Genomic DNA, 12,646 nt, shown 5'->3' with positions numbered 1-12,646 from the left:
GTCGTGTCTCAGCGCGTCGGGCGGGTGATGGGCCCGTCCTCGGGTTCGGTGCCGCCGGGGTCCGGCGGCTCGATCGACGGCGGCGGGGAGGGCTCGTCGGTGCCGGTCGGCTTCCCGGTGGGCTCGGGCGGCGTGGTGACCGGGTCCCGCGTCGGCTCCGGCGGCGTGGTGGCCGTCGTGGCCGGCGGCGCCGTCGGGTCGGGGGACGGCGTGGTCGGCTCCCGGGTGGGCTCCTCGGGCGCCTCGGTCGTCCTGGTGGGCTCGGGGTCCGGCTCGACCGGGGTCGAGCTGTCCGTCTCCAGGTCGAAGGAGGCGTCGGAACCGCCGCCGAGGGCGCTGGTGGTGTAGTCGCCCCAGATCTGGGCCGGCCTGCGGCCGCCGTTGGCGCGGCCCTGTTCGATGGTGTCGGTGAGGGTGACCTGGTTGCCCTTGGCGTCCTCGCCGAAGAGGGCGACCGCGGTGACGAGTTCGGGGGTGTAGCCGACGAACCAGGCGGAACGGTTGTTCTCGGAGGTGCCGGTCTTGCCCGCGGCCTCGTAGTCACCGGCGGCGCGGAAGCCGGAACCGTCGCGCACGACGCCCTGCATGGCCTTGGTGACGGTGTCGGCGGCCTCGCGGCTGATGACCTGCTCGCCGACGGACTTCACGGGTTCGGCCACCCGGTCCTTGTGCGCGGCGGCCTTCACGAGGGTCGGGGTGACCTTCTTGCCGTGGTTGTCGAGGGTGGCGTAGACGCCGGCCATGTCGAGGGTCGAGGCGCCCATGGTGCCGAGGGACATGGCGGGGGTCTCGCCGAAGTCCGCGCCGTCCTTCATGCCGAGGGCGACGGCGGTCTTCTTGGTGGTGCCCGGGCCGACGTCGACGATCATCTGGGCGTAGACCGAGTTGATGGAGCTGGCGGTGGCCCTCTGGACGGTGACGGGGCCGTAGCTGCGGTCGTCCTCGTTCTCGGGCGCGAAGGGGATGTCGCTGCCGACGACCTTGCGCTTGCTGGTGCCGTCGTAGATCGTGCCGAGGCCGATCTCGCGTCCGTCCTGGGTGTCCGCGCCGGTGTCGACGGCGGCGGCGAGGACGATCGGCTTGAAGGTGGAGGCGGGCTGGTAGTCGCGGCGGGTCGCGTTGGACGTCCAGTGCTCGGTGGCTCCGACGCCGCCGTACATCGCGACGACCGCGCCCGTCTTCGGGTCGACGGAGGTGGCGCCGGCCTGGACCGTGGCGTCCTTCTTGTCGCCCTTGCGGTCGAGCTTGGCCTCCAGCTGCCGGTCGACGGCCTTGACGAGGGCCTTCTGCTTCTTCTCGTCGATGTTGAGGGTGATCGTCCAGCCGCCGGCCTTGATGTCCTCCTCGCTGATGCCCTGGCGCATCAGTTCCTGGTTGGCGGCCTCGATGATGTAGCCGGTCTGGCCCTCCATGCCGGGGGCGGGCTTCGGCTTCTGCGGGACGGGGAACTTCATGGCGGCGCGCTCGTCCGCGGGGAGCCAGCCCTCGCCGACCATGTTGTCGAGGACGTAGTTCCAGCGCTCCTCGACGAGCTTGCGGCCGGTGGCGCTCGCGGACGTCCAGTCGTACTGGTTGGGCGCCTGGAGCAGCGAGGCCAGGTAGGCGCCCTGGGCGGTGGTGAGCCGGGTGGCGTCGACGCCGTAGTACGAGCGTGCGGCGGCCTGGATGCCGTAGGCGCTGCGCCCGTAGTAGCTGGTGTTCATGTACCCGGCGAGGATGTCGCTCTTCTCGGTCTGCCGGTCGACCTTGATGGCGATGACCATTTCCTTGAGCTTGCGCGTCGCGGTCTGGTCCTGGCTCAGGTAGTAGTTCTTGACGTACTGCTGGGTGATGGTCGAGCCACCCTGCTTGCCCTTGCCGGTGATGGTGGACCAGGCGGCGCGGGTGGTGCCCTTGATGTCGACGCCGTTGTCCTCGTAGAACGTCTTGTTCTCCGCGGCGACGAACGCCTTCTGGACCCCCTGGGGGATCTTCTCCAGGCCGACGATCTCCCGGTTTATCTGGCCGGTGCGGCCGAGGATCTTGCCGTTGGAGTACTTGTAGATGTTGCTCTGCATCGTCGCCTCGGCGTTGGCGCTCGGCACCGGGACCATCACGTAGACGACGTACAGGGCGCCCATGGCGAGCAGGCAGAACACGAAGAACGTGCCCAGGAGCTTCTTCCAGGAGAACAGGCGGCGCAGACCGCGCTTCTTCGCCGTGCTCTTGTCCGGTCGGCCCATGTGTCGTGTCGCTCCGCTCGTCGTGTGTCCCGGCGCGTCCCGGTCCGTGTCCGCCCGCGCCGGGTCGGCTCAGCTAGCCAGCTAACACCGACGATGCGGACAAAGGAGAGCCGATCGCGCCTTTTGCGGACGTGAGAATCAGCACCCATGCCCAGAGGAACCGACGCCCCAGCAGGCCGGATGGTTGCGTGAAGGGGGCCTTCCACTTGGAGAAGGTCGCTATACATCGTGCGTATACACACCGTGTACAGTGATGCACATGTCCATCGGTCACACCCTTCTGGGACTCCTGGAGTCCGGCCCGCGCCACGGCTACGACCTCAAGCGCGCCTTCGACGAGAAGTTCGGCCACGACCGGCCGCTGCACTACGGCCAGGTCTACTCGACCATGTCCAGGCTCCTGAAGAACGGCCTCGTCGTCGTCGACGGCGTCGAGGCGGGCGGCGGCCCGGAGCGGAAGCGGTACGCCATCACCGAGGCCGGCATCACCGATGTCGCCCAGTGGCTCGCCACGCCCGAGAAGCCGGAGCCGTACCTCCAGTCCACCCTCTACACCAAGGTCGTCCTGGCCCTGCTCACCGGCCGCGGCGCCGCCGCGCTCCTCGACAGCCAGCGCGCCGAGCACCTGCGCCTGATGCGCGAGCTCACCCGGCGCAAGAAGGACGGCGACCTCGCCGACCAGCTCATCTGCGACCACGCCCTCTTCCACCTGGAGGCCGACCTCCGCTGGCTGGAACTGACCGCCGCCCGGCTCGACCGGCTCGCCGAGGAGATCCGCCGATGAATTCCGCACCGCTCCTCCACGCCACCGGCCTCACCAAGACCTACGGGCCGACCCCCGCGCTCGCGGGCGCGTCCTTCTCCCTCCGGGCCGGCGAGGTCGTCGCCGTCATGGGCCCCTCCGGCTCCGGCAAGTCGACCCTGCTGCACTGCCTGGCCGGAATCGTGCGCCCCGACGCGGGCACCGTCACCTACGACGGACGTGAGCTCACCGCGCTCTCCGACACCGCCCGCAGCTCCCTGCGCCGCACCGACTTCGGCTTCGTCTTCCAGTTCGGCCGGCTCGTCCCCGAACTGACCTGCGTCGAGAACGTGGCCCTCCCGCTCCGCCTCAACGGGGAGAAGCGGAGGACGGCCGAGGCCAGGGCCGCCGACTGGCTGGCCCGCCTCGAGGTCGACGACACTGCGGGCAAGCGCCCCGGCGAGATATCCGGCGGCCAGGGCCAACGCGTCGCCGTCGCCCGCGCGCTCGTCACCGCACCGCGTGTGATCTTCGCCGACGAACCGACCGGCGCCCTCGACTCCCTCAACGGCGAGCGGGTCATGCGCCTGCTCACCGACGCCTCGCGGGACACCGACGCCGCCGTCGTCCTCGTCACCCACGAAGCCCGCGTCGCCGCCTACTCCGACCGCGAGATCGTCGTGCGCGACGGGGCCGTACGGGACGCGGAGTGGGCCGCATGATCCTCCGCACCTGGGCCCGCGACCTGGCGCTCGGCGCCCGGTTCGCGGTCACCGGCGGCCGCTCCGGCCTCCTGCGCACCCTCCTGACCGCGACCGGCGTCGGCTTCGGCGTGGCCCTGCTGCTCCTCGCCGCCGCCCTGCCGAACATGCTGTTCCAGCGGGAGGTACGGGAGTCCGTCCGCGCCGTCGACGGCAGCGAGCAGGTCACCTCGCCCCGGCCGGACAGCTTTCTCCACCTCGGGCAGACCACCGTCCACCGGGACGACGTCGTCAGCGGTCTGCTGCTGCGCCCCGAGGGCGACGCACCCCCGGTCCCGCCGGGCGCCACGGCGTTCCCCCGGAGCGGCGAGATGCTGGTCTCCCCCGCGCTCCGCGAACTGCTCGACTCCCCCGAGGGCGCCCTGCTCAAGGAACGCCTCCCCTACCGGGCCGTCGGCACGATCGGCGAGGCCGGGCTCATCGGTCCGGCCGAACTCCGGTACGTCGCCCATGCCGACTTCCTCGACACCGAAAACTTCGACGGGCGCGGCGTCCGCTACGGCTGGTCCGTACCCGAGGAACCGATGAACGCGTTCCTCGTCCTGCTCGTCGTCGTCGCCTGCGTCGTCCTGCTCCTCCCGGTCCTCGTCTTCGTCGCGACCGCCGTCCGCTTCGGCGGCGAGCAGCGCGACCGGCGGCTCGCGGCGCTCCGGCTCGTGGGCGCGGACACCGCCATGACCCGGCGGATCGCGGCCGGCGAGTCCCTCGCGGGCGCGCTGCTCGGCCTCCTCGTGGGCCTCGGACTGTTCGCGGTGGCCCGGCAGTTCGCCGGCGCCTTCACCATCTGGGACGTCAACGCCTTCCCGTCCGACGTCGTGCCGATGCCCGCGCTCGCCGTGCTCGTCCTCGTCACCGTTCCGGTCTCCTCGGTCGTCGTCGCCCTCTTCGCGCTGCGCGGGGTGGCGATCGAACCGCTCGGCGTCGTCAAGGCCTCCATCCCGCGCCGCCGCCGGCTGTGGTGGCGGCTGCTGCTCCTCGCGGCGGGCGCGGCCCTGCTCGTCCCGCTCATGGGCGAGGTGCGGGTGACCGGGACGAGCATCGACACCGTGGGCGTCGCGACCGGCACCACCCTCGCCCTGATCGGCCTGACCACGCTGCTGCCGTGGCTCGTCGAGGCCTGCGTGAAGCGGCTCCACGGGGGCCCGGTGGCCTGGCAGCTCGCCGTCCGCAGGCTCCAGCTGAGCAGCGGCACGGCCGCCCGGGCCGTCAGCGGCATCGTCGTCACCGCAACCGGCGCGATCGCCCTCCAAATGCTCTTCCAGGCGATGGAGAACGACTTCACCGCGCTCACGGGCGAGGACTCGTCCCGCGCCCAGCTCGCGATCGGCACCGACGCCAGGACCGCCGACGAGGCCCGCGCGATGATCGCCCGGTTCGAGCGGACCGAGGGCGTCAGAGCGGTGATCGGGACCGTCGAGTCACACGTGTGGCGGCCCGGCCCCCTCAAGGGAGGCGAGGAGTTCGCCCCCACGGCCTCGATCAGGGTCGGCGACTGCGCCTCCCTGAAGGAGTACGCCACGCTGCCCTCCTGCGCGGACGGCGACGTCTTCGTCTTCCTGGCGCACGGCGCCCAGGGCAACCCGCCCGACGAGTGGGTCACCAGGACCGCCCGGCCCGGCACCACGGTCGTCCTGCGCGACCCGCACCCGCACCCGAGCGAGCCGCAGCGGCCCGAGGGCGCCCCGCTGCCGCAGTGGCGCATCCCCGCCGACGCCCGGATCGTGGACTCCCGCCCCGCACCCACCGGCATGTACGAGTACGGTGTCCTCGCGACGCCGTCGGCGATCGACGCCGCCCTGCTGGACGCGCCCGACGCGCAGGCCATGGTCCGGCTCGACCCGGCCGTGCCGGACGCCGCCGAACACGTACGGAACACGGCGGCGGCCATCGATCCGACGTCCTGGGTCCGCACCCTGAAGGACACCCAGCGGGACTCGGCGTTCTCCAGCGTCCGCACCGGCATCCTGGTCGGCTCCACCCTGACGATGCTCCTGGTGGCGGCCTCGCTCCTGGTCGCGACCCTGGAACAGCTCAGGGACCGCAAACGCCTGCTGTCCTCGCTCGTCGCCTTCGGCACCCGGCGCTCCACCCTGAGCTGGTCGGTGCTGTGGCAGACGGCGGTGCCGATCGCCCTCGGGCTCGTCCTCGCCGTGGCGGGCGGCCTCGGCCTCGGGGTCGTCCTCCTGAAGCTGGGCGGCCAGCGGGTCCAGGACTGGTGGGTCTTCCTGCCCGTCGCCGGGATCGGGCTCGCGCTGATCGCCACCGTGACGCTGCTGAGCATGCCCGTCCTGTGGCGGCTGATGCGGGCGGACGGCCTGCGCACGGAGTAACCCTCCGGACGCAGGTACGAGGACCCGGGCGCCGGTTCCTGGGACCGGGGGGTCTCAGGAACAGGCGCCCGGCACTCGGCACCCGCATCAGGCCTCAACGCCCGGCACCCGGCACCGGGCACCCGGCACCCGGCACCCGGCACCCCGGATCAGATACGTGCGCCGAGGACCCGTACCGGAAGGCCCTTCATCGCGCCCCGCAGGGCCTCGGCCAGCTCCTCGAACTCGGCGTGCCGGGCCGCGCCCGCCCGCATGGCGAGGGCGACCCGCCGGGACGGGGCCGGTTCGGCGAAGAGCCCGGTCCACAGGGCGTTGTTACGGGCGGTCTCGACCGTGACGGCGGTGTGCGGCAGCAGGGTCACCCCGAGACCGCCGGCCACCAGCTGGACGAGCGTGGTGAGTCCGGCGGCGGTGGTCGTGACCTCGGCGCCGTCCGTGCGCCCGGCCTCCCGGCAGATGTCGAGGGCCTGGTCGCGCAGGCAGTGGCCCTCGTCGAGGAGCAGCAGCCGCAGCTCCTTCAAGGCCTCGCGCGGGATGTCGTCCCGTCCGGCCAGCGGATGCCCCTCCGGGGTGACCAGGACGAAGTCCTCGTCGAAGAGCGGGAGTTCGGTGACACCGGGCACGCCGAGCGGCACGGCGAGCAGCAGCAGGTCGAGCCGTCCGGCCGCGAGTCCCTCCAGGAGCGAGGAGGTCTGCTCCTCGTGCACCTGGAGGTCGAGGTCCGGATAGCGGCGGTGCACCAGGCGCAGGACGGTCGGCAGCAGATAGGGGGCGACCGTCGGGATCACGCCGAGCCGCAGCACCCCGGTGAACGGCGCCTGGGCCGCCTCCGCCTCCTCCATCAGCTCGGCGACCGCGTCGAGGACCGCCCGGGTGCGGGCCGCGAGCCGCTCACCCGCGGGTGAGAGCAGCACCTTTCTCGTCGTACGCTCGAGGAGCTGGACACCGAGTGCCTCTTCGAGAGCCGAAACCGCGCCCGAGAGCGCGGGCTGGCTCATGCCGATGGCGGCCGCCGCGTCGCGGAAGTGCAGATGCTCGGCGACCGCCGCGAACGCCCTGAGCTGCGAGAGGCTCGGCTGTTTGCCTCGGAACGGGCCGTGTGGGGAGCTGTACGGGGATGCCACTGATAACCACCTTCGATCAACACGACCCACTCTAGCTATTTCACTGATCAATGCACTCCGTGCCATGCTGTGATCTCGTCCAACCCCCACGGAAGACCCCAAAAGGGACCCTTCCTGTTTGCAAGGAGTGCGCGTGCTCACTGTCGGTGACAAGTTCCCCGCCTACGACCTGACCGCCTGCGTGTCGCTGGAGAGCGGCAAGGAGTTCGAGCAGATCGACCACAAGTCCTACGAGGGCAAGTGGCGCGTGGTGTTCTTCTGGCCGAAGGACTTCACCTTCGTCTGCCCCACCGAGATCGCCGCCTTCGGCAAGCTCAACGACGAGTTCGCGGACCGCGACGCCCAGATCCTCGGCGTCTCCGGCGACTCGGAGTTCGTGCACCACGCCTGGCGCAAGGACCACGCCGACCTGCGTGACCTGCCCTTCCCGATGCTGGCCGACTCGAAGCACGAGCTCATGCGCGACTGCGGCGTCGAGGGCGCGGACGGCTTCGCCCAGCGCGCCGTCTTCATCGTGGACCCGAACAACGAGATCCAGTTCACCATGGTGACCGCCGGCTCCGTCGGCCGTAACCCCAAGGAGGTCCTGCGGGTGCTCGACGCCCTGCAGACCGACGAGCTGTGCCCGTGCAACTGGAACAAGGGCGAGGGCACCCTCGACGCCGCCTCCCTCCTGTCGGGCGAGTGAGCTGACATGGCCCTCGACGAACTGAAGTCCGCCATACCGGACTTCGCCAAGGACCTGAAGCTGAACCTCGGTTCGGTCATCGGCAACAGCGAGCTGCCGCAGCAGCAGCTCTGGGGCACCGTCCTCGCCTGCGCGATCGCCTCGCGCTCGCCGAAGGTCCTCAAGGAGCTTGAGCCCGAGGCCCAGGCCAACCTGAAGCCCGAGGCGTACCAGGCCGCCAAGTCCGCCGCCGCGATCATGGCGATGAACAACGTCTTCTACCGGACCCGGCACCTGCTGTCGGACCCCGAGTACGGGACGCTGCGCGCCGGTCTGCGGATGAACGTCATCGGCAACCCGGGCGTCGACAAGGTCGACTTCGAGCTGTGGTCGCTGGCGGTCTCCGCGATCAACGGCTGCGGTCAGTGCCTGGACTCGCACGAGCAGGTCCTGCGGCAGGCCGGTGTCGAGCGCACCACCATCCAGGAGGCCGTGAAGATCGCTGCGGTGATCCAGGCGGTCGGCGTCACCCTCGACGCGGAAGCGGTCCTCGCCGAGTAGGCGTGACCGTCGTACGAGAAGGGCCCCGGGGCACACCGCCCCGGGGCCCTTCCGTCACTCCGGCGCGGTCACCTCTTGAGCGCCGCCATCAGCGCCGGGGCGTCCTGGGTCATGGGGACGTCGATCCCGGAGAGGTCGAGCGGGCCGGTCTCGATCACCACGCCGTTCACCTCGTGGGGACCTCGGGGTCGTCGAGCCCGTCCCCGCCGGCCAGCTCGGTTCCGATGTCACGCGCCGTCCCCGGGGCCGGCCGCCGACCCCGGCGCGGGCGTCGGCGCCACCTCGAACGCGGTCGCCCCGCGCGGCTCCCGCGCGCTGCGGAGCGCCTGTTCCGTGCTGTACGCGCGGAGGTAGCCGACCGCCGTGTTGGCGACGGCGACCAGCGGGACCGCGACGACGGCGCCGCCGATGCCGGCGGTCAGACCGCCGGCCGCGACCGCGAGGACGACGGCGAGCGGGTGGACCCGTACCGCGCGTCCGAGGATGAACGGCTGGAGCACGTGGCCCTCGATCTGCTGCACGGCGAGGACGACGACGAGCACCATGAGGGAGGTGAAGAGCCCGTTGGTGACGAGGGCGACGACGACGGCGAGGGCGCCGGAGATCACCGCGCCGACCAGCGGGATGAAGGCGAACAGGAAGATGAAGACGGCGAGCGGCACGGCCATCGGCACGTCGAGGAAGTAGAGACCGAGGCCGATGAAAACGGCGTCGATGAGGGCGACGATCACCGTGCCCCGCACATAGGCGGTGAGGGTGCGCCAGGCGCGCGGGCCCGCGCCGGCGACGCCCGGCCGGGCCTGGGCGGGGACGAGCTTCAGTGTCCACTCCCACACCTTCCTCCCGTCATGGAGCAGGAAGAGCGTGGAGAACATGGCGAGCAGGATGCCGGTCATCGTCTCGACGACGACGGTGACGCCCTGGAGTCCGACCTGGGTGATCTGTTCGGCGTTGGAGCCGACGGAGTCGCTGAGGTTCTGCGCGATGCCGTTGATCTGCTGCTCGGTCACGTGGAAGGGACTGTTGAGGAGCGCGAGTTTGAGCTCCTCGATGCCGTTCTTGACCTGGTCGGACAGGTTGTCGATGTTGTCCATGACCTGCCAGACCACGAACCAGCCGACCAGGCCCATCACGACGAAGCCGGAGACGGCGGTGACGACGGTGGCGAGGGCGCGGGGCAGGCCCCTGCGGCGCAGCATGGACACGGTCGGCTGGAGCAGCGCGGTGACGAGGAGGGCGGCGACGAAGGCGAGGACGACCAGCTGGACGGAGCTGATCACCTTCATCAGCACCCAGAGCGTGCCCGCGAAGACGAGGAGGCGCCAACTCGCCTCCGCCGCGACGCGCATGCCCCAGGGGATCGCGGCGACGGGATCGGGGTTGGCCGCGACGGCCGGCGCGTACGAGGGGGGCGCGGGGACGGTGTCCGGCTCGGTGGTCGCGCCGGCGTCCGTCTCCGCGGGGTCCGGTTCCCCGTCGGGGCGTGCGGGCGCCGCCGCTTTCCCGTGGGTACGGTCGGCCGGGCGCTGCCGCGGTCCCTCGTACGGCGGGTGGAGCTGGTCCTCGCGGTCGGCTTCGGCTCTGCGCTCGTCGAGGCGTTCGCCCATGCGGCTCAGGCCCTCGCCCAGTCGGCCCAGCCACTGTGGCACTCTCGGCATGTCTTCCCTCTTCCCCCCGCTGGTCTTCCCATTCGCTCCCCCACGAGCCCATGGGCCTCGGAACCTGTCGAACCTACACGCAAGGAGCCCCTCACCGTAGGACGGTGAGGGGCTCCCGGAGGTTGAGCACGCCGTACTAGTACCAGCGGTTGGCCTGCCAGAACGACCAGGCGCCGCAGGGGCTGCCGTAACGGCCGTCCATGTAGCTGAGGCCCCACTTGATCTGGGTGGCGGGGTTGCTCTGCCAGTCGGAGCCGGCCGACTGCATCTTGTAGCCCGGCAGGGCCTGCATGAGGCCGTAGGCGCCCGAAGACGGGTTGGTCGCCCGGTAGTTCCAGCCGGACTCGTGGTCCACGATGTTGCTGAAGCACTGGAACTGCGAGGCCGGGATCATCTGGCGGGCCATCGCCTTGACCTCGGAGATGGAGTAGGAGCCCTGGGCGGAGAACGACGAGGCGTCGCGCACCGAGGCGCGGCTGGCGCGTTCGGCCTCCGCCTCCTTGCGCTCCTTCTCGGCCTTCTCCTCGGCGGCGGCCTTGTCGGCCGCCTCCTTCTTCGCCTCGGCGTCCTTGGCGGCGCGCAGACGAGCCGCTTCCTCCGCGGACTTCTTCGCGGCCGAGTCGGCAGCGGCGGCCTGGACGTCGGCCTGCTCCGAGAGGGACGAGACCTGTACCTGGGCCTGTTCGCCCACGGGAATGTCCGCGAGCAGCGTGGTGTCGGCCGCGGTGGCCTCGAAGTTGTCGTCCGAGGGCTGAGCGGCGTTACCCGACGCAACGCCCATGACGGCGCCGACGGTGGTGACCGCAGTGGCCGAAGCCACCGCGAATCCCCGGACCGAGATCCGGCTCACACGGTTTCCTTCCAGCATCGCCCGCATCCGTGACCACACGGGCGAAATCGTGCCCCTGGCGCTGGTCTCCGACGTACGGGGTCACAGGAGACACGGGCCCGTGGTGCTGTGGGCGGCATACGGCGGACGGCTGTTGAGTTGTGCGGGGGTTGTGCGCCCAGAGGGTGCACGGGTGCCGTATGCGGGGCCTGACGGAAGCAAGACTCTGCCGGACGGCGACACCGCAAGGCAATTCCGTGTTGCGTGGGAAAGCTCACACCCCGGTGGGGGCAGGTGTTTTCGACGATGCGCGAGACAGCGCGGCGCCGCCCGGCTAAGCTCCTGCGCTCTGCCGGGCGGCGCCAACTTCCGTACGTGCACGGAAGGGTACGAAAAGGGTCAGATCTGACCGTCCTCCAGCATCTCCGTCACGAGCGCCGCGATCTGGGAGCGCTCGGAGCGGGTGAGGGTGACGTGAGCGAAGAGCGGATGCCCCTTCAGTTTCTCGATCACGGCGACGACTCCGTCGTACCGGCCGACCCGCAGGTTGTCCCGCTGGGCGACGTCATGGGTCAGAACGACCCGCGAATTCGCCCCGATACGGGACAGAACGGTCAACAGGACGTTCCGCTCCAGGGACTGGGCCTCGTCCACGATGACGAACGCGTCGTGGAGCGAACGCCCCCGGATGTGGGTCAGCGGCAGGACCTCCAGCATCCCGCGGCCGAGCACCTCCTCGATCACCTCACGGCTCGCGACCGAGGACAGCGTGTCGAAGACCGCCTGGGCCCACGGGCTCATCTTCTCGGACTCGCTGCCCGGCAGGTATCCCAGCTCCTGGCCGCCGACCGCGTACAGCGGACGGAAGACCATCACCTTCTGGTGCTGACGGCGCTCCAGGACCGCCTCCAGGCCCGCGCAGAGCGCGAGCGCGGACTTGCCGGTGCCGGCCCGGCCGCCCATCGAGATGATGCCGACGTCCGGGTCGAGCAGCAGATCGAGCGCGATCCGCTGTTCGGCGCTGCGGCCGCGGAGCCCGAAGGCCTCCCGGTCGCCGCGGACCAGCCGTACGTTCCCCTCGGCGGTGATCCGGCCGAGCGCCTTGCCCCGCTCGGACTGGAGCACCAGACCCGTGTGGACCGGCAGCTCGGCGGCCTCCGGCACGTACAGCGACTCCTGGTCGTACAGGAGGTCCACCTGCTCCCCGGAGAGCGCCAGGTCGGACATACCGGTCCAGCCGTTGGCGTCCGTGATGGCCAGCTCGGCGCGGTACTCCTCCGCGAGGAGCCCGACCGATGAGGCCTTGATGCGCAGCGGCAGGTCCTTGGAGACGACCGTGACGTCGTACCCCTCGGCCTGCAGGTTCCGCGCGACCGCGAGGATCCGTGAGTCGTTGTCCCCCAACCTGTAGCCGGCGGGCAGTACGCCGGGGTCGGAATGGTTGAGTTCGACACGCAGGCTGCCGCCCAGGTCCCCGATGGGGAGCGGGGCGTCCAGACGCCCGTACCGGACCCGGAAGTCGTCCAGGAGGCGCAGGGCCTGCCGGGCGAAGTACCCGAGCTCGGGATGGTGCCGCTTGGCCTCCAGCTCCGTCACCACGACGATCGGGAGCACCACCTCGTGCTCCTCGAAGCGCGACACGGCGTTGGGGTCGGCCAGCAGGACGCTGGTGTCGAGAACATAGGTGCGCCGGTCGGAAAGGCGGCGCTTCGTGCTGGTCACCACGGAAGGACAGACCCCCTCGGAAGACCC

Annotated in this window: 10 protein-coding genes; 5 read left to right on the top strand and 5 right to left on the bottom strand. The window is 70.9% G+C overall.

The genetic code is table 11. The features are described 5' to 3' along the window. Window positions 1-8: 8 nt before the first annotated feature. Window positions 9-2,222 carry a transglycosylase domain-containing protein gene (locus ABZ567_RS07905; protein ID WP_360785781.1) on the bottom strand — a complete coding sequence of 738 codons (2,214 nt, stop codon included), beginning with the start codon at window positions 2,220-2,222 and terminating at the stop codon, window positions 9-11. A gap of 259 nt (window positions 2,223-2,481) precedes the next feature. On the opposite strand from ABZ567_RS07905, the gene ABZ567_RS07900 reads away from it, so the two are divergent. Genes ABZ567_RS07900 through ABZ567_RS07890 form a run of 3 tightly spaced genes read left to right on the top strand, consistent with a single transcriptional unit; the run spans window position 2,482 to window position 6,055 of the window. After that, window positions 2,482-3,006 (top strand): PadR family transcriptional regulator, encoded by a 525-nt coding sequence (locus tag ABZ567_RS07900; protein ID WP_360785780.1) that lies wholly within the window; start codon window positions 2,482-2,484, stop codon window positions 3,004-3,006. Then, window positions 3,003-3,686 carry an ABC transporter ATP-binding protein gene (locus ABZ567_RS07895; RefSeq protein ID WP_360785778.1) on the top strand — a complete coding sequence of 228 codons (684 nt, stop codon included), beginning with the start codon at window positions 3,003-3,005 and terminating at the stop codon, window positions 3,684-3,686. The genes ABZ567_RS07900 and ABZ567_RS07895 overlap by 4 nt, the downstream gene beginning before the upstream one ends. Beyond that, the gene (locus ABZ567_RS07890) at window positions 3,683-6,055 is read left to right on the top strand and encodes an FtsX-like permease family protein (protein WP_360785776.1); all 2,373 of its coding nucleotides are present in this window, start codon (window positions 3,683-3,685) and stop codon (window positions 6,053-6,055) included. The genes ABZ567_RS07895 and ABZ567_RS07890 overlap by 4 nt, the downstream gene beginning before the upstream one ends. A gap of 149 nt (window positions 6,056-6,204) precedes the next feature. On the opposite strand, the gene ABZ567_RS07885 is transcribed toward ABZ567_RS07890, so the two are convergent. Then, the gene (locus ABZ567_RS07885) at window positions 6,205-7,179 is read right to left on the bottom strand and encodes a LysR substrate-binding domain-containing protein (protein WP_360785774.1); all 975 of its coding nucleotides are present in this window, start codon (window positions 7,177-7,179) and stop codon (window positions 6,205-6,207) included. Between the two features lie 133 nt (window positions 7,180-7,312). Here ABZ567_RS07885 and ABZ567_RS07880 point away from each other — a divergent pair, with 133 nt between their 5' ends. Both ABZ567_RS07880 and ABZ567_RS07875 read left to right on the top strand, forming a co-directional pair. Next, window positions 7,313-7,867 (top strand): peroxiredoxin, encoded by a 555-nt coding sequence (locus ABZ567_RS07880; RefSeq protein ID WP_360785772.1) that lies wholly within the window; start codon window positions 7,313-7,315, stop codon window positions 7,865-7,867. A 6-nt stretch (window positions 7,868-7,873) separates the two neighbouring features. Beyond that, a complete protein-coding gene (locus tag ABZ567_RS07875) occupies window positions 7,874-8,407 on the top strand; it encodes an alkyl hydroperoxide reductase (protein ID WP_360785770.1) in 534 nt (177 codons plus the stop codon). Window positions 8,408-8,634: 227 nt separating this feature from the next. On the opposite strand, the gene ABZ567_RS07870 is transcribed toward ABZ567_RS07875, so the two are convergent. The 3 genes from ABZ567_RS07870 to ABZ567_RS07860 form a co-directional block, all read right to left on the bottom strand. Next, on the bottom strand, window positions 8,635-10,065 hold the full coding sequence (locus tag ABZ567_RS07870) for an AI-2E family transporter (protein ID WP_360785769.1): 1,431 nt from the start codon (window positions 10,063-10,065) through the stop codon (window positions 8,635-8,637). A 136-nt stretch (window positions 10,066-10,201) separates the two neighbouring features. Next, on the bottom strand, window positions 10,202-10,915 hold the full coding sequence (locus tag ABZ567_RS07865; RefSeq protein WP_360785767.1) for a transglycosylase SLT domain-containing protein: 714 nt from the start codon (window positions 10,913-10,915) through the stop codon (window positions 10,202-10,204). Window positions 10,916-11,293: 378 nt separating this feature from the next. Further along, complete coding sequence (locus ABZ567_RS07860) at window positions 11,294-12,619, bottom strand: PhoH family protein (protein WP_360785765.1); 1,326 nt, start codon at window positions 12,617-12,619, stop codon at window positions 11,294-11,296. Window positions 12,620-12,646: the final 27 nt, after the last annotated feature.

This window comes from Streptomyces sp. NPDC016459 (assembly GCF_040632845.1).
Classification (GTDB): Bacteria; Actinomycetota; Actinomycetes; order Streptomycetales; family Streptomycetaceae; genus Streptomyces.
This window is presented reverse-complemented; position numbering and strand designations above follow the sequence as displayed.